Genomic DNA, 23,041 nt, shown 5'->3' with positions numbered 1-23,041 from the left:
GCTAACCTTCTACCTCTTTTTAATTATTTGCTTAAACCTTTCAGCAAATTCTACTGATTTTATAACGATGGTAGCTCTTTGCAACAAAAAATTGGTTGCATTTTAGTTTTTAGGGTGATACAGGTATTCAAACCCTTAAAAGCAATATTTCACAAAAGGATATTTTGTTTTTTATAATACAAACCAAATTTTTTAAAGAGAAGGGCTTACAATTCACCAATTTTGCAGACTTTACTATTTTTAACCAAAAACATAGTATTATTTACGTACTTTATTGAAAAAAAATAAGGGCAAATGTGTCAATTTGACATGATTAAAACACAACATAACATACTAAAAATCAGATAATTATAAATTTATTGCTAAACATAATATAGTTTTTGTAATATATTTTATAGTATTTAATCTATTTAATTTTGAATTAATGCAGTATCTTTCGGAATGAAAAATAATATATAACCTAAAAAATAAATAAACCCAATGCAAAAAGGACTGCAATCCATTGATTATTTAGTATTCTTCTTTTATTTTATCGTTGTAGCAGGTTACGGCTACTGGATTTACCAACAGAAAAAATCAAAACAAGCATCATCTACAGACTTCTTCCTTGCCGAAGGTTCACTTACTTGGTGGGCAATCGGAGCATCGATGATTGCTTCAAACATTTCAGCCGAACAATTTATCGGTATGGCTGGTAATGGTTTCAAAATGGGCTTAGCTATTTCTGCTTACGAATGGATGGCTGCAGCGACGCTCGTAATTGTGGCGGTATTTTTTATGCCAATCTATTTGAAAAATAAGATTTTCACAATGCCTCAGTTCTTGAAACAGCGTTATAATTCAACAGTAAGTACCATTATGGCTGTTTTCTGGTTGATTCTATATGTTGTTGTAAACCTTACTTCTATTTTGTACTTAGGAGCATTAGCGATTACTACTATTTCTGGGATTGACTTCACGCTGTGTATGTGGGGCTTAGCGTTTTTTGCTGTAATCATTACATTAGGTGGTATGAAAGTTATCGGTTTTACAGACGTTATCCAAGTGTTTTTCTTAATCTTGGGTGGACTTTGTACTACTTATTTAGCGCTTACGTTGGTATCACAACAATTTGGCGAAGTTGGTGCTATCGAGGGTATGAACCAAATGTTTACTCGTGCTAACGACCACTTCCACATGATTTTGAAAAAGGATAACCCTAATTATACTTCACTACCAGGCTTAGCTGTTTTGATTGGTGGTATGTGGATTGTAAACTTAAACTATTGGGGTTGTAATCAATACATTACGCAACGTGCCTTGGGTGCTTCGCTTCCAGTGGCTCGTGAAGGACTTTTATTTGCAGGTTTCTTAAAATTATTAATGCCTCTTATCGTAGTTATTCCGGGTATTGCAGCATATGTATTATACCAAAACGGAATGTTCCAAAAAGAAATGTTGGGTGCTGACGGTACTGTAAACCCAGACCACGCATACCCAGTATTATTAAACTTACTACCTGTTGGGTTAAAAGGACTTTCATTTGCTGCCTTAACGGCTGCTATCGTGGCTTCTTTGGCTGGTAAAGCAAACTCTATCTCAACTATCTTTACGCTTGATATTTATCAGAAATTCTTTAAGAAAAATGCTACTGAACAAGAATTGGTTACAACTGGTAGAATTGTGATCGTTGTTGCCATGATTCTTGCCATTTTTATCTCTCCTTTCTTGGGTATTGACAAAAAAGGTGGTTTCGACTTTATTCAAGAAATGACTGGTTATGTTTCGCCAGGTATTTTTGCAGTGTTCTTATTAGGTTTCTTCTGGAAACGTGCCAACTCTGCTGGTGCTATGGTGGCTACTATTGGTTCGGTGGTTATTTCTTTAGTATTAAAAGAATTCCCAGATTGGACAGGCTTGTACGAGACACCAATCTATACTTCTTTCTTAGATGGCGAAGGCAAACACATTATTCCATTCCTAGACCGTATGGCTATTACTTTTGTAATATGTGTTCTTGTTATGGCTATTTTTGGTTTAGCAGATTCATCTACTAGAGAAAACCCTAAAGCTTTAGTAATAGATGCTTCTATGTTTAAAACAACTAAAAGCTTTACGATTGGTGCTATTGTTATCTTAACTATTTTAGTGGTTCTTTATGCTACATTCTGGTAGTAAGTAAAAGTTGTGAATTATGAGTGATGAATTATGAATAAAATATCGTTATAAAACACTTTAAATTCACAATTCATCACTCATAACTCTTACTTATAGTATGTCATCACATCATGTTATCAGAGAACAACAAGAGCCTGCTCTTATTATTGCCAACGGCGAAGCCTGTAATTTTGAATTATTGGGTCAACTCCTTGAATGGTCACCTTTAGTGATTGTCCTTGATTCTGCTATTAATCGTGTGCTAGAATTGGGCATTAAGGTTGATGTACTCTTGGGCGATTTTGATATTCTTAGAAATACTTCTGACATCTCCCTACTAGACGAACAAAACCTTAAAAGAGCCATTAATTTAGAGAAAATCAGAGAAGACCAGTACCCTATCGAGATTGTTCATACACCAGACCAAGATAAAACCGACTTGGAAAAGGCTTTTGATTATTTAGTAGAAAAAGGGTTTCCTGCCGTCAATGTTGTTTGGGCTACAGGCAGAAGGGCTGACCATACTATCACCAATATTACAAACATCGTGCGGTTTAGAGAACAACTAAAAATAGTGGTGATTGACGACTACTCGAAGATTTTTGTATTACCTAACTCTTACGAAAAGTGGTATCCAGCCAAAACCAATATTTCCTTGATTCCTGTAGGTGAAGTATCGGGCATTACTACACACAACCTAAAGTATGAATTATCAGCCGAAAACCTCACCATTGGCTATCGTACTGGAAGTAGTAATGAGGTAAAAGAAGACGGCTTGGTTAAAATCACCTATCAGTCTGGTGATTTATTGATGATGGAATGTAATGACTAGTTTATTTTTTAGTCGGAAAATCCTCTAAGTCCCAAATTTTTAAAGATTCAACAAATACTTTTCTTCGCTTTGTAAAAATTGAAAATATTAGTGCGTCGGGACTCGGGGCGATAGAATCTGCCAACATTACTTCATTATTATTGGCATAAAAGCGAACATAATTGTTCTTGACAATTATCTGCATTTTTATCTTTTTATTAACAAGGTGATAAGATGCTACTAAATCTTTCTTAACAGGTATTGACGACTTTGTTCTATCAATGTATATTTCTTTATGGTGCACATTATAGCCAAGTGTCAACTCTTCAAGTACTTTATTAGGATGAGCTTTGTCTCTCCATTGGGCTACCTTAAACCCAAAATGCTTAGCTGATTTACAAATTAATTCTGCCTCTATCAGGTAATTATTTTTAGAAAAAAGATCAGCGCCATTGAGGGCTATTTCCTTAGCAACTACAAATTTTTTCTTTTCGAAATATCGGTAAGTATTTTTTGGAATTAGTGTATCAAAAGCAACGTTTTGCCCTAACACTGTACAATTAATAAATAATAAAAGTATCGCTATGATTTTCATCCCTGAAATTGTTTTACACTAAAATTAATCCCGTCGAATATGGCATAATGATTACTTGCTGGTTTATCATAACACCATTCGCCTAAATTAATATAACGGCTATTTTCACCTACTTTTAAATCTAATAACAAATGGCGATGCCCAAAGATATAAAAATCATGGTGTTTTTGTTTTTCTACTTCTTTGGCATAAGACCACAGCCATTCACCTTCGCCTCTGAACTGTAATTCTCGTTTGAGCCTTTCTTCATCTTTTTTGGAAGCAGACCACGCCATGGCTAGTTTCATGCCAACTTGTGGATGTACCCAGCCAAATGCCCATTGACTAAGCTTACTCTCAAAAACACGTTTCAGCTTTTTATACCCATAATCTCCTGGGCCATATCCATCACCATGAACTAGGTAAAAAGACGTACTATTACTGCCTTGGTTAACAACATATTCAGTGGGTTCTCTCAATACCTTAATCCCCATTTCTTCTTCAAAATAATCGAAAATCCACAGGTCATGATTGCCCTTAAAAATAATGACTTCAATGCCTGCATCCGACAATTCTGCTAATTTGCCTTGAAACCTAGCAAAACCTTTGGGTATCACATTTTTATATTCAAACCAAAAATCGAATAAATCGCCCATCAAAAAAATCATTTGTGCATCTTTCTGGATTTGGTTGAGCCAAGCGATGATTTTTCGTTCACGCATCAAACTAGTTTGATGGTCGGGGTATCCTAAATGAAAATCAGAGGCAAAGTATATTTTCTTGTCGGCTTGTAAATTAATAGTAGTCATTGAAACATATTTAAAAGACAAATATACAACAAATCTAAGCGCTAGGTAAGAGACCCATCAACTAAAAGCTTGTTGCGTCCTAATAAGACAAAACAGCAAAAAAAAGCCTCCTTTCTATTAAGAAAGGGGGCTTAGGGTTGAGGTTAAAACCGTCTATTACTTTTCAGCAGGTTCTTCACTTTCTTTTGCAATAGCTTTTTCGGCTTCTTTCGCTTCCAAATCTGCTGCTTTTCTATCTTCGTTTCTGGTAAATTCCTGATAAGCTGTCAATTGCTCAAAAGGTCTTGGTCCTACCAAACGCTCTAAATCATTTTGGAAAAGCACTTCTTTTACTAATAATTCTTGTGCTAAAATTTCCAACTTATCTTGTTTTTCAGTCAATAAAGCCTTTGTTCTTTCGTAAGCTTGTTGAATAATCTTACGTGCTTCCTCATCAATTTCGCGGGCTGTTTGTTCAGAATACGGTTTGTTAAAATTATATTCCGAGCCTTTCGAATCGTAGAATGAAACATTTCCAAGCTTATCGTTCATACCATAAATGGTTACCATACTATAAGCCAATTTGGTAATACGCTCTAAATCGTTTTGTGCTCCTGTTGATATTTTACCAAAAACGATATCTTCAGCTACACGACCACCTAAGGTAACACACATTTCATCGATCAATTGCTCTGTTCTATACAAGAATTGTTCTTTAGGCAAATACTGTGCATAACCCAAAGCAGCTACACCACGTGGTACAATCGTTACTTTTACCAATGGATTGGCGTGTTCTAAGAACCATCCAGCAATCGCATGGCCAGCTTCGTGATAAGCAACAATTTTCTTTTCTTCTGGAGAAATCAATTTGTTCTTTTTCTCTAAACCGCCAATTACTCTATCCATTGCCTCTTGGAAGTCTTTCATATCAACCGCTGTTTTGCTACGACGTGCCGCTATTAAAGCTGCTTCGTTACAAACATTAGCGATTTCAGCACCTGCAAAACCAGGAGTCTGAGCAGACAATTCTTTAGGGTCAATATCAGCCGCTAATTTCAAAGGTTTTAAGTGTACTTTAAAAATAGCTTCTCTTCCGATAATATCTGGCTTATCAATTGAAATCTGACGGTCGAAACGTCCTGGACGTAATAAAGCTGAGTCTAATACATCAGGGCGGTTGGTTGCTGCCATGATAATAATACCTGAGTCAGTAGCAAAACCATCCATTTCAACTAATAATGAGTTCAATGTATTTTCACGCTCATCGTTTGAGCCTGGCATCGCACCACGTCCACGCGAACGACCGACAGCATCAATCTCATCAATAAAGATGATACATGGTGCTTTTTCTTTCGCTTGTTTGAATAAATCTCTTACACGTGCCGCACCCACACCCACAAACATTTCAACAAAGTCTGAACCTGACAACGAGAAGAAAGGTACGCCTGCTTCTCCAGCAACAGCTTTTGCTAACAAGGTTTTACCTGTTCCCGGAGGGCCTACTAATAACGCTCCTTTTGGAATTTTACCACCTAAGTCAGTGAATTTTTTCGGGAACTTCAAAAACTCTACAATCTCTTGAATCTCTTCTTTAGCTTCATCCAAACCAGCTACATCGTTGAAGGTAATCTTTACTTTAGCTTCGCCGTCAAACAATGTTGCTCTAGAACGACCAATGTTAAAGATTTGTCCGCCCGGTCCGCCAGCACCACCCATTCTAAAGAACATGAAGTAAATAGCGATGAACATCACGATAAAGAAACCTGGACCCATCAAGAATTCAAAAATTCCATAATGTTCTTCCGTAGTAGCATGCACTCTCTTATCACGAGGAATATCTTTCTGTAATTCGTTGAGTTCTGTTTCAAAAGAATTGATAGAAGTAATCTCTTTTTCGAATTGAGGTCCTGCATTCTGATTAACCACAGCGTTTGGTTGATCGCTTAATTCATTCTTATATTTAGGAAGTGCCTCTGGTTTGAGGGTAACCTCAACAATATCTTTTCCTTTGATAATGGATAATTTAGCAATTTCCTGATTGAGCACCATTTGTTCGTACTCGGTTTGCTGAATAGGTTTTAGAACTTTTGTTTTACTCAAAAAGTAAATACTGATTAAAGCAACTATCAATCCTATAACCAACCATCCTTGAAAACCATTGCCAGAAGCATTTGGGCGACGCTTCGGAAAGCCTTGAGGTTTATTATTCTCACTATTATTTTCTGCCATTTTTTCTTTAATTAACTTTTAAACAGTATCCAATTTATTCTAAAAAGTAATTGGTTTTACATAATTGGAGATAAATTGTAAACTTTGGTTATCTATATTGAGAACACAAGGTCTGATAACTTTGTTTCGAACTTATGTTTTTCATGAAAAGTGGTATGATAAATTTATGAAAGGAGTGTTATTACTTTAAACGGCATCGTCGTCAATATAAGTAAATTCAGCATCACCCCACAATTCTTCTAGTTTATAAAACTCTCGTTTATCTTTTTTAAATACGTGTACTATTACATCATAATAGTCAACTAATATCCATTCACGGTTGGCTTTTCCTTCCATACTTTTGGGATGAGAACGAGTTGCTTCCCATACTTCTTTATCAACAGATTCTGAGATAGCATCAATTTGCGTGTCAGAATTACCAGAACAAACGACAAAAAAATCAGTAAAAGCATTTTTTACTTTTCTTAAATCCATTACTATAATATTGGTTGCCTTTCTTTCCTGCATCCCTTTCACCACCAATTGGCTAAGTTCTTGTGAACTAATTTCTTTTTTTAATTTAACTTCTGCCATGCTTTGTTGTTTGTAAATTCACAAGTGTTTGTCACAATGTTTAGAGATAAATCTCATAACTTCATCAATCAATAACACAAAAAATATTTTGAACTTTAAAATTACAAAATAACCTTGTACAAAATTCAACCCAATACATTATTTACTGGCAAAACAATAAAATACATGCCAGTCTGTCACTCTACTAACGACATAGCGGCTGAAATAATTCAGTCGGGTAATAACGTTTTTGAGGGAATGGTCATAATTACCGATAATCAAACGGCTGGTCGCGGACAAAGAGGCAACGTTTGGGAAGCCTCTGTAGGCGAAAATTTAACGTTTTCATTAATCCTAAAGCCCAATTTTTTAAAAGCCAGCGAACAGTTCAAACTCAATGTGGCGGTTTCGCTGGGGGTTTTAGACTGCCTATCGGAATATATCGACGACGACCTAAAAGTAAAGTGGTCGAACGATATTTATTTTCAAAATCAAAAAATGGGCGGCATTCTTATTGAGAATACCCTGCAAGGTTATCAGATTGGTTTTTCTGTGATTGGTATCGGATTAAACATCAATCAAACCCAGTTTCCAGTACCCAATGCTACCTCACTGAGGAATGTAACGACGAATCCGCTAAAATATGATTTATCCGACCTACTTTCTGAATTATTAGCTTGTATTGAGAAAAATTATTTGGCCGTAAAAAACGGAGATTATGAAGTATTGAAAGAAAGGTACTTGTCTAATCTTTTCAGAATAAACGAATTTCATCATTTCAAAAAGAACGGGCAACTATTTCTGGGGAAAATAGTCGGTATCGACGAAAGCGGACAATTGGGTATTGAGTCCGACGGGCTAGTCGAATATTATGGTTTCCAAGAAGTAGCTTTTGTAATTTAATAAAGAGCCTTTAATATTTTTTAAAGGCTACTACGTGATGTGCAAATGAATCAAAACTTTTCAAAAAAATGTATCCTAAGAAAACTACCAGTGAACTAATAAACAAAATTCGAAGCATCGATCTTAGATTCATGACGTTTTAAGGGGTTAATGTGTGGTTAGTTTTGGGAATTATTTATCAAATATAATTAAAATCTTGAAATAACCATATACCATAGCAAATTATTTTTATTTGGTAGTTTTTCCTAAGATTTCCTCAAAAAGCTGATAATCAAGCATCTTATAACACCCTTAAAACAGCATATTACGTTTGTTTATAGAGACAACAAGGTGCTTGATTCTTTGAATTTTCACTTAAAATTTACCCAGGTCATAATCAGCAGTATCTACTGTTTCTACCTTCCTTTTCATTTTTTTCTGGATGATATGAAAATGGTGCTGGTCTTCAGGACAAATCAGTGAAATGGCATCTCCAGAGGCCGTAGCACGCCCCGTCCTACCAATTCTATGTACATAATCCTTTGGTGAACGTGGCAACTCATAATTAATCACAAAAGGTAAAAACTCAATATCTATCCCCCGCGAAGCCAAATCTGTAGCCACCAATACCGTAGTTTTTCCAGCTTTAAAATTCCTCAATGCTTCGGTTCTGGCTCCTTGTGTTTTCTTACTGTGAATCGCCAAGGCATTGATGCCATTTTTCTTTAATTTATCTACCAAATTATCCGCCGTCCTTACCGCCGAAACAAATACCAATACCTGTGGCATGGCTTGGGTTTTGATAAGGTATCTTAGTAAGGGTCCTTTTCTTTCGGGACTTACCAAATAGGCAATTTGCTTAATTTGGTCAAGGTTCTGTACTTCTGGTTCAATCTCTATTTTTACAGGTTCGCTCAAAAGGCTTTCCTTGATAATCTCTAAATCAGTATCTAATGTTGCCGAAAACAAAATGTTCTGGCGTTTTTTGGGTAATAACTTAAAAATATTGTTGGCTTCTTCTTTAAACCCCAAATCCAACATTTTGTCAGCTTCATCCAGTACCAAGATTTCTATCTTAGCTAGATTAATTGATTGCGTCGAAACCAAATCTAATAACCTGCCTGGGGTAGCTACTAAAATTTCCGTATTTTTTAGCTTCACCATCTGCTGATTGAGGGGTACACCTCCAAAAACGGCAATGCTTTTTACAGGATTATTTAAGTGCAAAGAAAACGAATCAATCACTTCCTTAATCTGAATAGCGAGTTCGCGCGTAGGTACTAAGATTAATACTTTTAGGTGTAAATTTCTGGTGGGACTCTTACGCTGAAACATCTCTAAAATAGGCAATACAAAACTCGCAGTTTTTCCAGAACCCGTTTGGGCAATTCCTTGGATATCTTTTCCTGCTAAAATTGCGGGAATAGCCTGTTCTTGAATCGGGAAAGGTTCGGTATAATTTTTTGCTTCTATTCCCTTTAAAAGAGATGCTGATAAACCAAGTGATGCGAAAGTCATGTAATTATTTTAGGATGAAAATATTTTACAAAGATAATATTTCTTTGGCACAAAGCTTTGGATTAACCTTAGCGTCTTGAAATGAATGTATATTTGCTATAAGAATTAACGATACTATTATGCAACCATTAGCCGAACGAATGCGCCCACAAACGCTTGATGATTACGTGGGACAACAACATTTAGTAGGAGAAAAAGCCGTTTTACGCCGTGCCGTAGCATCTGGCAGGATTCCTTCTTTTATTTTGTGGGGGCCTCCGGGCGTTGGCAAAACTACCTTGGCAAGTATTGTGGCTCAGACCCTGAAACGTCCTTTTCATGTATTGTCTGCCATTAGTGCAGGGGTAAAAGACATTCGTGAAACCATTGAGACGGCCAAAAAGCAGAAGTTTTTTGATACGCCCTCTCCTATTTTGTTCATCGACGAAATCCACCGTTTTTCAAAATCACAACAAGACTCCCTCCTCGGCGCAGTGGAAAAAGGGATTATTACGCTAATTGGCGCTACCACCGAAAACCCTTCTTTTGAGGTAATCTCTGCCTTGCTTTCTCGCTGTCAGGTGTATGTACTTAAGCCTTTGGTGAAAGATGAATTAATTTATATGATTAATCAGGCACTAGAGAAAGATGTCTTCTTGAAGAATCGAGGCATTGTCGTAAAGGAGTACGAGGCTATTTTGCAGTTTTCGGGGGGCGACGGGCGAAAGTTGTACAACATCTTAGAGCTGGTCTGCAATTTTATTCCTGAGGGCGAAGGACTGGAAATTACGAATGAAATGGTTGTTGAAAAACTCCAACAAAATATAGCCCTCTATGACAAAGACGGCGAACAACATTATGATATTATCTCGGCTTTTATCAAATCTATCCGTGGCTCCGACCCAAACGCTGCCGTGTATTGGTTGGCAAGAATGCTAGAAGGTGGCGAAGACATAGAGTTTATAGGAAGACGAATGATGATTTTAGCATCCGAAGATATTGGCTTGGCGAATCCGAACGCTTTATTGATGGCCAATACTTGTTTTCAGACCATCCGAGCAGTAGGCATGCCCGAAGCCCGTATTGTACTGTCGCAAACCGTTATTTATTTGGCTACTTCTGCCAAAAGTAATTCTGCTTATTTGGCGATAGACCAAGCCTTGGCAACAGTGCGTGAAACTGGAAACTTGCCCGTACCGCTACACCTTAGAAATGCCCCCACCAAATTGATGAAGCAGTTAGATTACGGCAAAAACTACAAGTATGCTCACGGTTATGAAGGCAATTTTGTACAACAACAATTTATGCCTGACGAAGTAAAAAGCACAAAATTCTTTGAGCCTCAACAAAATCCTGCTGAGGAGAAAATCAAACAGAAACTCCGCCAAGATTGGGGCGACGAATACGGTTATTGATGTCAAGAACCCTGTTTTACCACTTTATATTCAACAGGACTCGATAAGATGACAGAAGTGGTAGGTTCGCCATATTCTGAGAATTGATTAATGATGTTTTCTAAATCATTGGGATGTTTTACGATTACTTTCATCACCAAACAATATTCGCCTGTAATTCTATCGCATTGATACACTTCGGGCATTTGGCTGATGTGTGCCAAAAAAGATTGCATTTTGCCATTTTGTGCTTTAAATAAAATACTTGCCTTTAGGGAATAACCCAGCTTTCCGAAGTCGAGGTCTACCCCAAAACGTTTGATGACACCTATTTCTTCTAACTTCTGAACACGCTCAGCAACGGCTGGTGCCGAAAGTCCTACTTTTCTGCCTATTTCGGCAAAGGAAAAACGAGCGTTTTCCTGTAATAAAGCTAAAATATTCCAATGCAATTTATCTAACTCCATAATCGAAGGTATTTTAATTAAATAAACATTGAATCAAAGGTTATTACCATCAAGTTCAATGGTTTACAAAGCATTTATCTTATATCAGCAAGGTATCTTTGTTTCAACAAAATTCCAAAAGATAATTTTATTTTTCACGATAAAGATGGAAACTATACAACAAAATCGGAGAATTGAGTCGATAGATTTATTAAGAGGCATCGTCATTGTTATTATGACGTTAGACCACGTGCGTGATTTTTTTCACGCTGATGCATACTTATTCGACCCTACAGATTTAAGCAAAACCAATCCCTTACTATTTTTAACCCGCATCATTACACATTACTGTGCGCCAATTTTTATTTTTTTGGCGGGAACATCAGCATACCAAGTCGGTCAGAAAAAAGGACTTAGCGAATTATCAAACTATTTATTAAAAAGAGGTATTTGGTTGATTATCTTAGAATTAACCGTTATGAATATTGCTTGGTTCTTTAACCCCAATTTTGGCATTATTTCTTTTCAGGTAATCGGTGCGATAGGTTTAAGCATGGTGTTGCTTTCGGCTATTGTTTATTTACCTATGCCTTGGATTATTGGAGGGAGCTTACTCATGATTTTTGGACATAACCTTTTAGATGGTGTTACCATTAAAGAGGATAATTTTCTGGCTTTTATTTGGTCGCTTATCCACCAACAAAGAATGTTTAACTGGATTCCTGACCACGTTATTTATATCGGATATCCAGTTGTTCCGTGGGTGGTGTGATGGCTTTGGGATATGTTTTTGGGGTAATTTACACGTCTAAATTTAAAGCAGAAGCGCGTAGAAAAATTTTGTTAACATACGGATGGCTTAGTATAGTGCTGTTTATTATTATTCGCAGTACGAATTTATATGGAGACACTCGTTTGTGGGATACTCAGGCTAGTGGTATTAATCTTTTGCTTTCGTTTATTAATGTAAGCAAATATCCGCCTTCGTTATTATACATCTTATTGACGATTGGCCCTGCACTTTTACTATTAGCTTTTCTTGAAAATGCCAAAGGGGTATTCTGGAACAAAATATTGGTTTACGGCAAGGTATCGATGTTTTATTATATTCTACATATTTATGTCATCCACACATTGGCGATGTTGGCAGCAAGCCTAACGGGATTTGGTGCTGATGCCATGGTTTTAGATACATGGGTTTATATGTCGCCGCGATTGCAAGGTTACGGTTTCAGTCTAAGCTTTGTGTATTTATTGTGGATTGTGATAGTAGTGGCTACTTACCCAATATGTCGTTGGTATGGGGCTTACAAGCAAAAAAATCAGAGGTATTGGTGGTTAAGTTATGTGTAGGGGCTAATCTTTCCTTAATAGGAATAAGGAAGTTTTTTTTAGATTTTTTTATCTCTAGCGAGGGACTTAAGTCCCTCGCTAGAGATAAAAGGTTTACGGCAACAACAAAGATGAATCCCCATAGCTCAAAAAACGATAATCGTTTATCATGGCTTCTTTATACACCTTTCGCCAGTCTTCTCCAATTAAAGCTGCTATGAGTAGAATCAGCGTACTTTCGGGCTGATGGTAGTTGGTAACAATACCTTTACAGATTTTGAACTGATAGCCAGGGAAAATAAATATTTCGGTTTCGCCCGTAATTTCTGTTTCGCCCAAAGCTTCCATTTTCGATAAAATTGTCTTTAAAGACGAAGCTGTACTTGGTAAATCCTCCACAACGTGCTGATAAGGATATAATTTTTCAATGAAAAAATCGCTTGAAATATCCCTAGTCAGTTTTACACCATACCAATACAAACTCTCTAAAGCTCGCATTGATGTCGTTCCTACGGGAATAGTACTGCCAATATTTGCTAATAAGACTTCAATATTCTTTTTGGTAAACACAATTTGTTCATTGTGCATACGGTGTTCTACGATATTTTCAACTTTGATGGGTTGAAAAGTACCAGCACCCACATGAAGCGTAATAAACTCCTCTTTGATGCCCTGTGCCGAAAGATTCTGTAGTACCTCATCAGTAAAATGCAAGCCCGCAGTAGGTGCGGCAACTGCTCCCTTTTTCTCGCTATAAACAGTCTGATACGTTTCGTAGTCTGCTGCTTCGGCTTCTCGGTTTAGGTATGGTGGTAATGGTATTTCGCCCAAGGCTTGGATAATATCAACAAACTTCGGGTTAGGAATGGTAGTATCTTCTGAAATTACTCGCCAAGATAGTTTCACTTGGTTGTTTTCAACATCATACAATTCGGCTTTTACCTCGATAGTTTCCCCTGCAATGTTTAGTATCTTCTCTAAAACATCTTCCTTCTTCCAACGTTTTCTATTTCCAATCATGCATTCCCACACACATTCATCACTGGCCTCCATCGCTAAATTAATGACTGACGTGGGAGCAATGGGATGCAATAAAAAAATTTGAATGACAGCCCCAGTTGATTTCTGGAAATGAATTCGGGCAGGTATTACTTTAGTATTGTTAAAAACCAAGAGGGTATTTTGGGGTAAATACTCATTGATTTTCTTGAAAACGGTATGGGTAATATTACCTTGCTGATATACTTGTAATTTAGATTCATCACGCTTTTCTAAGGGGAATTTGGCAATTCTCTCGTCGGGCAAATGATATGTATAATCAGCAAGTTTTAAATCTTGAATATCCATCAATTAATCTTCTTCTACTTCAATTTTTGGACTTGTAAATAACAATTTGATAGGCAGATAAAACAGCCAAGCGGTTATCAAAGTAATCCCTAATACTAATAAATAAGAATAATCTGTTTTATAAGTTCGTTCATCATTTAGAATCAATAATGCTCTGAGAATAAGCAATAAAAAAGTATTCACAATGGCAGGCAAAAAATTTAGCCAGTTTACTATTGCAACTTTTAGTTGTTCACCCTCTTTCAACCATACTTTGTTCGGAATCCAAGCAAAGGCAGTTGCGGGAACACGTTTTACGCTATTGGCTAACAAAATTGATAATATATTGAAAACGAACATAACTGTTCCAAAAAGGTAGAAAACTTCGTTTTTGGGAAGAAAGCCATCTCCTCTACCATTTGGCCCAAAATGCACGGCAGTGGTGTCTGGCAAGCCACGGTAGGTAAATAATAAGACAAGGATGAAGGCTAAAATTGATAAGTAACGCCAAGTTCTGGAAATGAAAAATTCTATACTCATTGATATTGGTTGTTTCAGGGTGCAAAATTACGCTAGAAAAGGCAGGATTTCTAATGAAATGACTGATTAATCAAGAATAAAAATCGTTCTTTAGACTAAACATCATCTTTTTAACCCTAAAAAATACTTGTTATGACAATTATTTTTTTAAGGATTAATGAGTAAAACTTCTCAAAAAAAATTAGCTTTGTAAAATGAACGACTTCAAGGGCTAGAAAGCCTTGAATATGAGTAACATTATGAAAATTTATACCAAAACTGGCGATAAAGGGACAACTTCTTTAGTTGGTGGCACAAGAGTATCTAAAACCGAGTTGCGGATTGAAGCTTATGGCACAGTGGATGAATTAAATTCATACATTGGTTTGGTGCGTGATCAAACGGTAAATGAAAAGCGTAAAAATATTTTAAAGGAAATTCAAGATAGATTATTCACCATTGGTTCAATACTGGCTTCTGAGCCTGAACAAACCAAAAAGCGTTTGCCTGATTTATTAGAAAGTGACATTGAGCTACTGGAAAATGAAATGGACAAAATGGATAATGATTTAGAACCTATGCGATATTTTATTTTACCAGGAGGACACCAATCTGTTTCGTTTGGACATGTGGCCAGAACAGTTTGCCGAAGAGCGGAAAGAATTGTGCTTAGACTTTCGGAGGAATCTGAGGTAAACGATTTAGTCATCAGGTATTTAAACAGACTATCTGATTATATTTTTGTATTGTGCAGGATGATGGCAAAGGAGCTTGAGATAGAGGAGGTAGCTTGGAAGCCGAGGGTTTCTTCTTGAGACTTTAGGATTAGGGGACTTTAGGACTGGAGGACACAAGATTTTAGGTGCTAGATTTTAGACTTAAGATTTAAGACTTTAGGACTGGAGGAATTAGGACTTTAAGACTCTAGAGTAGAGATTTTAGATGTTAGACTTAAGATATAAGACTTTAGGATTATAGGAATTAGGGCTTTAAGATACTAGATTTTAGACATTGGACTTAAGTACATTTGACTCTTGACTTTAGACCTTAAACGCTTGACTTTTGACTCAAGACTCAAGATTCATGACTTTAATATTAGAATAACAAATAGTATATATATATGACAGATACCTTGCAGATTGATATCCATCAGATTGAAAAATCTAGGATTGATGCGGTTGATTTTGACAACCTTGTTTTTGGGCGTTCTTTTGCCGACCACATGTTGGTGGTCGACTTTAAAGATGGAGAATGGCAAACGCCACAAATTGTGCCTTATGGGCCTATCTCATATTCTCCAGCGATGATGTCTCTTCATTACGGACAAGCGATTTTTGAAGGCATGAAAGCCTACAAAAATGCAGCGGGTGAAATACTGGTCTTTCGTCCAGAAGAGAACTGGAAACGTCTCAACAAATCTGCTGTCCGTATGTGTATTCCTGAAATTCCAGAGGATATTTTTATGGAAGGTCTTTCACAACTTTTACGCTTGGATGCCGACTGGATTCCTGCGAAAGAGGGTTGTTCGATGTACATTCGTCCTTTTATGTTCTCTACGGATGAATACGTTGGCGTTAGTCCATCAAAAACATACAAATTTATTATTTTCAACTGCCCAGTAGGTTCTTATTATACTAAGCCTCTACGTGTACGTGTTGAAACACAATATATTCGTGCTGCCCATGGTGGTGTTGGTTTTTCTAAGAATGCAGGTAATTATGGTGGGTCGTTGTATCCAACTAAATTAGCGATGGATGCTGGTTATGACCAAATTATCTGGACAGATGCCGCTACGCATACTTTTGTGGAAGAAGCAGGAACGATGAACCTTTTGTTTGTAATAGATGGTGCTTTAGTAACGGCTCCGACTGGCGATACAATTCTTGATGGTATTACGCGTAAATCAATTTTACAAGTAGCTAAAGAATGGGGAATGGAAATTCAAGAAAGACAACTTTCTGTAAAAGAATTGGTAGAAGGCATTCAGTCTGGTAAAGTAACTGAAGCATTTGGTGCTGGTACGGCCGCTGTAATTGCCCCTATCGCAACGATTGGCTACGAAGGTGTTGATTACCAATTACCAGAACGCAAAGACGACGCATTCTCTAAAAGAGTATTTGAGGAAATCAATGACATTCGTTTAGGTAAAAAAGATGATACACGTGGATGGGTAATGAAAATATAGTTTTCATTATTGGTTACAAATAAAAACAGCCTTTAGAAACTTCTAAAGGCTGTTTTTGCTTATATCTCTTACTGTAAAATCTTATTTTCTTTATTGGCGAAAATTATCTTTAAGCCTGGGTCTTTTTCAGTACTTACATTTTGAAGTAATAAATTATTTTTGCCATCAGCCAATTGCCAAGTCGTAGCTTTCTCGGTGCTAGTTCCTTTGCCATATTTGGTATTGAAATAACCTTTAAACTCAGTCATTAGGCTATCTACGGCCGTTTGACGTTCGATATATACATCAATTGTAATAGCCTCTACTTTGTTTTGTTCACTCCTTACATACAAAATATCAGCAAAGTTTAAATCTGTATCATCAAAATACTCCGTAAAGCTTTTTCCATTTTCAGCTGGCGTTTCAGAAGGCAAAGTTGTTTCATTAATTGTATCAATGTTATCCCCTATTTTCACACCACGAGCCATGCCAGCATCGGTTTTAAGAATTGCCTGAAAAATTGAGCTATAATTTTCTAAAGCAGACGACGAGCCAGCCGCACTACTTACGGGACTGCTTGTTTCGGTTTGAGTACTTTCTTTTTTATCTTGACAAGCAATCAATAGTATAAATAATAAAAGGAAGTAAAGATTATATTTTTTCACGAATTGTATGTATTAAGATTTCTAAATACAAAAATACAAAAACTTTCTGAGTAGCTACCACATTCTGATTGATGATATAAGTTTCCTCACCCAATCATGTGATACCACCTGATAAATATATTTTGTAAATTTACAATAAACTTAGTAGTAAAATAGTATCCTCCTTAATCAAGCATTTATTCAAAACCAATAGCGTCAACGTCATGTCTCTAAATTTTACGCAACCAATGAACCAGCCATCCATTAAAATCGTGATTTATGAAGATAACCCCGATTTAAGAGAAAGCCTTTCTGTATTACTCAGAGGGTCAATTGGTTTTGAACTTATCGGTGCCTTTGTAAACTGTGAGCAAGTAGCCCGACAAATCATTGATTTAAGGCCAGATGTTGTATTAATGGATATTGATATGCCTATTGCAAATGGATTAAAGGGACTCAAAGTAATCAAACAATTGGCACCACAAGTAAATGTAATCATGTTTACGGTGTTTGAAGATAATGAAAACATTTTTGAGGCAATCTGTTCAGGAGCAGTGGGTTATTTATTAAAAAGGACTCCTCCTATTAAATTGCTTGAAGCAATTCAGGATGCCAATAATGGCGGTGCGCCCATGACTTCGAGTATTGCCCGTAAAATTTTGCAGATGTTGCCTGCTCAACAAAAAATTACGGAAAACAACGATTATAAATTAACAGAACGAGAAGGCGAAATATTAAATCTTTTAGTAAAAGGCAATAGTTATAAAATGATTGCCGATAAATGTAGTATTAGCATAGACACTGTGCGGTCGCACATCAAAAAAATCTATGATAAGCTTCACGTTCATTCACAAACAGAGGCCGTTGCGAAGGCTATTCATGAAAGAATTGTATAATCAATATCATCCTTTCATGTGATTGACAATAGTTAAATTAGTCCCCACCTTTGTAATCAAGAAACCAACCATGCTATAGAATCAATTTATGGAATAACCTTAACTAAATAACTATCATGGCAAGTCCATCGTTAACAAACAATACATATTTAATCAATAATTTAAGTCGTGATTTACATTTTAAAAGAGAAAATATTCTTAGTAATGAATCGAACATTATTTTATCGATTTCTTGTAAAAAGAACATTATTGTAGCTTGGAAAGACATTAGTCACTTAGAAGCAATCGGCAATTATACCATGTTTTACTTCACTGATGGAAAAAAATTGCTAGTTTCTCGTACAATGAAAGTTTTTTTGCCTAAATTAGATGCCGAAATGTTTGTGAGGATTCATAAGTCTTTTACAATCAACTTGAACTACGTTTCTCAATTTGACATTAAAGAAGAAATGTTTGTACAATTAAGGGATGGTAGTAAAATTTCTATTTCGAGAAGAAAAAAGAAAGAGTTTATTGATAGAGTGAGAAAACACTTTGGATATTCTCGAATCAGTTAAAAAGAAATTAGTGGTTAGGTATTTATGAAACGGGGGTGAACTTTGTTGCCCCACGTTTTTAATTCCTAATCTTCAAAAATATTAAAGATAATAGGTGTAGAACTATTAATTTGCACAGGGGGATGTTTTTAACGTCTCCTTTTGTCTTTTATAGCCCTCCTAAAATCGATTAAGTTCTGATTTTGTTGATCTTTTTAATAAAGCCTTTTCTATTAGCTGGTGACTTAAGTCACCAGCTAATAGAAAAAATTAGTACTTAACAGTTTTTTCCTAAAACTCTCGTCCTATATTGAACACAAAGTGCCCTTTATTAAAGCTATTAATGGCATAATTAAAGCGAACTACTAAATTATAGTAGGTTACTACATCTAGCCCACAACCATAGCTATAGAGCATCTTATTCGCAAGCTTACTTTTGTTTTCGTCCGAAAAGCGATTTTCAACATATCCATAATCACCAAAAAGCGTTGGATATAAACCAATAGGTATTTTATTAAACTGCTTTGTCTTAAGGAATTTCAAATTGATTCTTTTATTAAAAAGCTCGTATCTCAGTGTCTGCTTGCCATAAAAATACTTACTGCCATCTACTACAAACAATTCGTACCCTCTTACAAGGCGACTCCCATACCCCAAGCCACGGGTATTATAAAAGGGTTGACGATCAGGAAACGATATTTTCGCTTCAATACTCATCCCGAAAAACCACTTTCTAGATAGCGGTCTATAATAAGAATAGTCGCCCGTAATTTCTAGCTGATTAATGTCATCGTTAGGTAAAATACCTAATTTATTAATTAATATTCCATAGCGTTTTCCACGTAAGGGATATGCTACGTTGTCTCTGAAATCATGATTAAAGGAATAACTAAGCTGGGCATAACGTTGTAGGGTTCCATGGTTAGCAAAATAATTAGGATTCAGTTTCCTGATAGTATCATTGATGCCGATACTATTATACCTTAGTTCAATAGTATGATTATCATAAAAACCTATTCTTTTTTTCAAAAAAATAGCCGTAGAAAAGCGTTCTCGCATGGTATGCCCACTACTTCTGAAATAAAACAACGTATCGTTCAAACTCCTAAAAGCCACGTTATTATTTGTCATATATGATATGCTAAAGCCCATTCCTGTTTTTTGGGCTTTGTTGATGTATGGAATTCTATACCCAACATCTACACGTTTTGTAAAGCCATTTTCTAGATGTAGTGAAAGTCTCTCAGCCCGTCCTCTAAAATTACTATGGATTAAATCTATTCCATAAATGGTACGATTAAAATCATGTCCTCTATCCCACCACTCCGAAAAATTCCTATCAGCCAATAGAAAAACAGGATACCCTAACAAAAACCATTGCTCTTGCAGTTGAATCTGGATATTCAATTGCCCATTTTCAGTAATTTGATGATGAATTTCAACCGAAATAAAGAGGTTAGTATTAACAATTTTTCGTCTATTGATTTCTAAACGCTTATTGACATCATTGATGAATAATGTATCGCCTATTTTAAAGTCCAATTCACGAAAAATAATACTCTCTTTTGTTTTATGATGGCCATTAAGAACAATTTCATTCACCACCACAATAGAATCCGCCTGAATAGGCTTAAAAGAAGTGCTCAGTAAAGAAAAAAGAAAAGTGAAAAGTAGCATATATCAAAGTTAAGCAATTATCCCCATAAGATACTTCAAGCAATCTTCATACCATTAGTATCATACTGATGTTCTTATTGCTAAATTCAAAAATATTGTATCTGTTCAAGAGATGGAAATAATTAATGACTCCATCATGATTAAATATAAATTATTCTAAATTAATTAGTATTATTGCAAGTAATATTGACCATTTTTATCAATCATAATTTATGAACATTACCAAACCAAGGTTATCATTTTCTCAAATCATTAACATGAATGTCGGTTTTTTTGGCATTCAATACAGTTTCGGTTTGCAACAAAGTGCCATCAATCCCATTTATGATTTTCTAGGGGCTAGTCCTGATGAAATACCCCTTCTCAATTTAGCGGGACCTATGACGGGTCTTTTAATCCAACCAATTATCGGAGCAATGAGCGATAAAACGTGGCATCCACGTTGGGGAAGACGCAAACCTTATTTTTTAATAGGAGCTTTATTATGTAGCATTGCTTTGTTTATTTATCCCTTTAGTAGTTCATTATGGATGGCTGCGGGGTTATTATGGATACTTGATGCAGGAAATAATACAGCAATGGAACCCTATAGGGCTTTTATTGCTGATAAATTACCCGCCGATCAGCAAGCTACAGGATTTCTCTCTCAAAGTTTTTTTACTGGCCTTGGCATTACCTTAGCCAATGTATCCTTATTCATTTTTCAGAAATTCATTACTGGCGAACATGGCAGTATTCCTTATTGGGTATTTGGCTCATTTTTTCTGGGTTCTGTTTGCTCGATAAGCTCTGTGCTTTGGTCTATGGCTAAAACGCCTGAAATTCCGCCAACTCTTGAAGAATTAGCGCATATCAAACAAAGTAACAGGGGCATCTTTTCTCCTTTTATTGAAATCGCTGAAGCTATTAAAGATATGCCAAAGATAATGTGGCAATTGGCACTTGTTTATTTATTTCAATGGTATGCTTTATTTTGCTATTGGCAGAATGCTTCTAAAAGCATTGCACAGTCGGTTTGGCATACTACTCCAAACGATAACAAACAGTTATATCAAGAGGCAGTAGGTTGGACTGGCTTGGTCAACGGTTGGTATAATATTGCCACTTTCCTATCGGCATTTGCTTTGGTAGGGCTTGCTAAAAGATTCACACCGAAGTCAGTCCACACAATTTGTTTATTAATAGCAGGGGTTGGCTTACTCATCTTTCCACATATTGAAAACAAATATTTATTATTTGCCCCCATGACAGGCTTTGGAATAGCATGGGCAAGTATGATGGGGATACCTTATTTAATGGTAATTTCAGAGATTCCTAAAGAACGTTATGGGGTATATATGGGAATTATCAACATGATGATTGTGATACCTATGATTATCCAGAACCTAACTTTTGGCTATGTATTAGAACACTTTTTAAATAATGATGCTGGTAAGGCTATCACTTTTGCAGGTGTCTTTTTACTACTAGCTTGCGGCGCCACCATGCTGATGAAATCTGAGAAGATAAAAGAAGGATTGGAAATACCAGCGAGTGGTGGTGGGCATTGAAAAAGGACTTTAGGACTGGATGAATGTTGGACTAAAGGATGTTGGACTTAAAGACTAGAAGATAATTATGAACTCATCCTTTCTATTAGCGGGTGAATTAAGTCTAATGATTACCCACAAGCATATAAATAGTTGATAATCAAGGGATTTATTCCTAGCGAGGGACTTAAGTCCCTCGCTAGGAATAAGAGTTTCAGGTATTCAGTCTGTGACAAGATGCGACAAAAGCTCAGTTTGAAAGGCGATTTAAGCCTATTTTATCAATAATCACATCTTCATTTCAACTTTTTAAAAGATGTGGGTAATCATTAGGACTTAAGTCACCCGCTAATAGAAAAATTAGCGCCACATCTTACTTGTTCAAGAAGTAGCTTTGCTATTTGTTGTCTCAAAAGGTCATATGCAATATGCCCCTGTACTTACCTAGTCTTGTGTCTTTTAGGGTCAAGTCAAATATTTGGGGGCATCGAATAATTTCTTTTCTTTGCATTGTAAACCAATACTAATTTCCCTTGAATCCATCCGAACAAAGTCTCATTAGTTTTTTCTTACCAGAAGGCATTCTGGAATATTTCGAATTGACCAAAGTTGAAAAGGAGCACAAAGAGCTTCAGATTTATCTTGAAGAAAAGAATACTGTACCCTCGGGTTATCAGAAAGAAGACCTTGAATCTAAAGGTTTCTTTCCAGAGGTAAGCATCCAAGACTTTCCAATCCGTGGGCAAAAAGTCGCTTTACGAATTAAGAGGCGTCGCTGGACAGTTAAGAAGACAGGAGATATCATTAGCAGAGATTGGGATTTAGTAATAAAAGGAGCTCGAATGACTACGGAATTCGGTCTTTTTTTAAAAGGAATATTTGGATAATTATCCCATCAGTTGTTATCATCTTGGTGAGTATTTCCAAGTTGATGGTAAACAGCTTCAACACCAGTACAAAGAACACATTAGTGACTATAGCGGATGGTCCCAAAAAGAACATGCAGAAGATTGGATGTTATTCTGTGATAATGTAGGTAGCCATTTGAGTATTGATGAAACAGCCTTGTCTAATGGAGAATTATACACTATTGTCACAAACAAACAGGC

General features: G+C 36.2%; 22 protein-coding genes and 1 pseudogene. 13 read left to right on the top strand and 10 right to left on the bottom strand.

Annotated features, from left to right (window positions below):
* Nucleotides 1–480 precede the first annotated feature (480 nt).
* Nucleotides 481–2,154: a sodium/sugar symporter gene (locus tag VB264_RS19960; protein WP_323252270.1), complete on the top strand. Its 1,674-nt coding sequence runs from the start codon at nucleotides 481–483 to the stop codon at nucleotides 2,152–2,154.
* 100 nt (nucleotides 2,155–2,254) lie between these two features.
* Nucleotides 2,255–2,968, top strand: a complete 714-nt coding sequence (locus VB264_RS19955; protein ID WP_323252268.1) for a thiamine diphosphokinase — start codon at nucleotides 2,255–2,257, stop codon at nucleotides 2,966–2,968.
* 1 nt (nucleotide 2,969) lies between these two features.
* Here the strand turns inward: VB264_RS19955 and VB264_RS19950 are convergent, their stop codons facing one another.
* The 4 genes from VB264_RS19950 to rsfS form a co-directional block, all read right to left on the bottom strand.
* Nucleotides 2,970–3,542, bottom strand: coding sequence for a GH32 C-terminal domain-containing protein (locus VB264_RS19950; protein WP_323252266.1), 573 nt, complete (start codon nucleotides 3,540–3,542; stop codon nucleotides 2,970–2,972).
* Nucleotides 3,539–4,330 carry a UDP-2,3-diacylglucosamine diphosphatase gene (locus VB264_RS19945; RefSeq protein ID WP_323252264.1) on the bottom strand — a complete coding sequence of 264 codons (792 nt, stop codon included), beginning with the start codon at nucleotides 4,328–4,330 and terminating at the stop codon, nucleotides 3,539–3,541. Before VB264_RS19945 ends, VB264_RS19950 begins: the two co-directional genes overlap by 4 nt.
* A 156-nt stretch (nucleotides 4,331–4,486) precedes the next feature.
* A complete protein-coding gene (gene ftsH, locus VB264_RS19940) occupies nucleotides 4,487–6,538 on the bottom strand; it encodes an ATP-dependent zinc metalloprotease FtsH (protein ID WP_323252262.1) in 2,052 nt (683 codons plus the stop codon).
* A 186-nt stretch (nucleotides 6,539–6,724) separates the two neighbouring features.
* A complete protein-coding gene (gene rsfS / locus VB264_RS19935) occupies nucleotides 6,725–7,111 on the bottom strand; it encodes a ribosome silencing factor (protein ID WP_323252260.1) in 387 nt (128 codons plus the stop codon).
* Nucleotides 7,112–7,225: 114 nt separating this feature from the next.
* Between rsfS and VB264_RS19930 the strand changes: the two genes are divergently transcribed.
* On the top strand, nucleotides 7,226–7,993 hold the full coding sequence (locus VB264_RS19930; RefSeq protein WP_323252258.1) for a biotin--[acetyl-CoA-carboxylase] ligase: 768 nt from the start codon (nucleotides 7,226–7,228) through the stop codon (nucleotides 7,991–7,993).
* A 354-nt stretch (nucleotides 7,994–8,347) separates the two neighbouring features.
* Here the strand turns inward: VB264_RS19930 and VB264_RS19925 are convergent, their stop codons facing one another.
* Nucleotides 8,348–9,490, bottom strand: a complete 1,143-nt coding sequence (locus tag VB264_RS19925) for a DEAD/DEAH box helicase (RefSeq protein WP_323252256.1) — start codon at nucleotides 9,488–9,490, stop codon at nucleotides 8,348–8,350.
* Between the two features lie 119 nt (nucleotides 9,491–9,609).
* On the opposite strand from VB264_RS19925, the gene VB264_RS19920 reads away from it, so the two are divergent.
* Nucleotides 9,610–10,884, top strand: coding sequence for a replication-associated recombination protein A (locus VB264_RS19920; protein ID WP_323252254.1), 1,275 nt, complete (start codon nucleotides 9,610–9,612; stop codon nucleotides 10,882–10,884).
* A gap of 2 nt (nucleotides 10,885–10,886) precedes the next feature.
* Here VB264_RS19920 and VB264_RS19915 read toward each other — a convergent pair whose 3' ends face one another.
* Nucleotides 10,887–11,330 carry an Lrp/AsnC family transcriptional regulator gene (locus VB264_RS19915; RefSeq protein ID WP_323252252.1) on the bottom strand — a complete coding sequence of 148 codons (444 nt, stop codon included), beginning with the start codon at nucleotides 11,328–11,330 and terminating at the stop codon, nucleotides 10,887–10,889.
* A gap of 145 nt (nucleotides 11,331–11,475) precedes the next feature.
* On the opposite strand from VB264_RS19915, the gene VB264_RS19910 reads away from it, so the two are divergent.
* Together VB264_RS19910 and VB264_RS19905 are read left to right on the top strand one after the other, a co-directional pair.
* Nucleotides 11,476–12,081 (top strand): DUF1624 domain-containing protein, encoded by a 606-nt coding sequence (locus tag VB264_RS19910; RefSeq protein ID WP_323252249.1) that lies wholly within the window; start codon nucleotides 11,476–11,478, stop codon nucleotides 12,079–12,081.
* A complete protein-coding gene (locus tag VB264_RS19905; RefSeq protein ID WP_323252247.1) occupies nucleotides 12,081–12,662 on the top strand; it encodes a hypothetical protein in 582 nt (193 codons plus the stop codon). Before VB264_RS19910 ends, VB264_RS19905 begins: the two co-directional genes overlap by 1 nt.
* Before the next feature lie 93 nt (nucleotides 12,663–12,755).
* Here the strand turns inward: VB264_RS19905 and VB264_RS19900 are convergent, their stop codons facing one another.
* Nucleotides 12,756–13,988 (bottom strand): S-adenosylmethionine:tRNA ribosyltransferase-isomerase, encoded by a 1,233-nt coding sequence (locus VB264_RS19900; RefSeq protein WP_323252245.1) that lies wholly within the window; start codon nucleotides 13,986–13,988, stop codon nucleotides 12,756–12,758.
* A gap of 3 nt (nucleotides 13,989–13,991) precedes the next feature.
* Entirely contained in the window at nucleotides 13,992–14,507 is a 516-nt protein-coding gene (locus VB264_RS19895) for a DUF1648 domain-containing protein (RefSeq protein ID WP_323252242.1), read from the bottom strand.
* Between the two features lie 239 nt (nucleotides 14,508–14,746).
* On the opposite strand from VB264_RS19895, the gene VB264_RS19890 reads away from it, so the two are divergent.
* Nucleotides 14,747–15,301 carry a cob(I)yrinic acid a,c-diamide adenosyltransferase gene (locus tag VB264_RS19890; protein ID WP_323252240.1) on the top strand — a complete coding sequence of 185 codons (555 nt, stop codon included), beginning with the start codon at nucleotides 14,747–14,749 and terminating at the stop codon, nucleotides 15,299–15,301.
* Between the two features lie 305 nt (nucleotides 15,302–15,606).
* On the top strand, nucleotides 15,607–16,671 hold the full coding sequence (locus VB264_RS19885; RefSeq protein ID WP_323252238.1) for a branched-chain amino acid aminotransferase: 1,065 nt from the start codon (nucleotides 15,607–15,609) through the stop codon (nucleotides 16,669–16,671).
* A gap of 68 nt (nucleotides 16,672–16,739) precedes the next feature.
* Here the strand turns inward: VB264_RS19885 and VB264_RS19880 are convergent, their stop codons facing one another.
* Nucleotides 16,740–17,315, bottom strand: coding sequence for a hypothetical protein (locus VB264_RS19880; RefSeq protein ID WP_323252236.1), 576 nt, complete (start codon nucleotides 17,313–17,315; stop codon nucleotides 16,740–16,742).
* A 203-nt stretch (nucleotides 17,316–17,518) separates the two neighbouring features.
* On the opposite strand from VB264_RS19880, the gene VB264_RS19875 reads away from it, so the two are divergent.
* Both VB264_RS19875 and VB264_RS19870 read left to right on the top strand, forming a co-directional pair.
* Entirely contained in the window at nucleotides 17,519–18,190 is a 672-nt protein-coding gene (locus tag VB264_RS19875; RefSeq protein ID WP_323252234.1) for a response regulator transcription factor, read from the top strand.
* 116 nt (nucleotides 18,191–18,306) lie between these two features.
* Nucleotides 18,307–18,747 (top strand): LytR/AlgR family response regulator transcription factor, encoded by a 441-nt coding sequence (locus VB264_RS19870; protein ID WP_309923324.1) that lies wholly within the window; start codon nucleotides 18,307–18,309, stop codon nucleotides 18,745–18,747.
* A gap of 270 nt (nucleotides 18,748–19,017) precedes the next feature.
* Here VB264_RS19870 and VB264_RS19865 read toward each other — a convergent pair whose 3' ends face one another.
* The gene (locus VB264_RS19865; protein ID WP_323252231.1) at nucleotides 19,018–20,403 is read right to left on the bottom strand and encodes a BamA/TamA family outer membrane protein; all 1,386 of its coding nucleotides are present in this window, start codon (nucleotides 20,401–20,403) and stop codon (nucleotides 19,018–19,020) included.
* Nucleotides 20,404–20,615: 212 nt separating this feature from the next.
* Here VB264_RS19865 and VB264_RS19860 point away from each other — a divergent pair, with 212 nt between their 5' ends.
* From VB264_RS19860 to VB264_RS19850, 3 genes and pseudogenes are all read left to right on the top strand, one after another.
* Nucleotides 20,616–21,953: an MFS transporter gene (locus tag VB264_RS19860; RefSeq protein WP_323252228.1), complete on the top strand. Its 1,338-nt coding sequence runs from the start codon at nucleotides 20,616–20,618 to the stop codon at nucleotides 21,951–21,953.
* 512 nt (nucleotides 21,954–22,465) lie between these two features.
* A complete protein-coding gene (locus VB264_RS19855; RefSeq protein ID WP_323252226.1) occupies nucleotides 22,466–22,819 on the top strand; it encodes an ISAon1 family transposase N-terminal region protein in 354 nt (117 codons plus the stop codon).
* Nucleotides 22,812–23,041, top strand: a pseudogene (locus VB264_RS19850) (ISAon1 family transposase); the annotation flags it as partial. The gene VB264_RS19855 and the pseudogene VB264_RS19850, both read left to right, overlap by 8 nt.

The organism is Arcicella aquatica, from assembly GCF_034928825.1.
Classification (GTDB): Bacteria; Bacteroidota; Bacteroidia; order Cytophagales; family Spirosomataceae; genus Arcicella; species Arcicella aquatica.
Note: the sequence above shows the minus strand (reverse complement) of the source record. Positions and strands in the feature narration are given on the sequence as shown.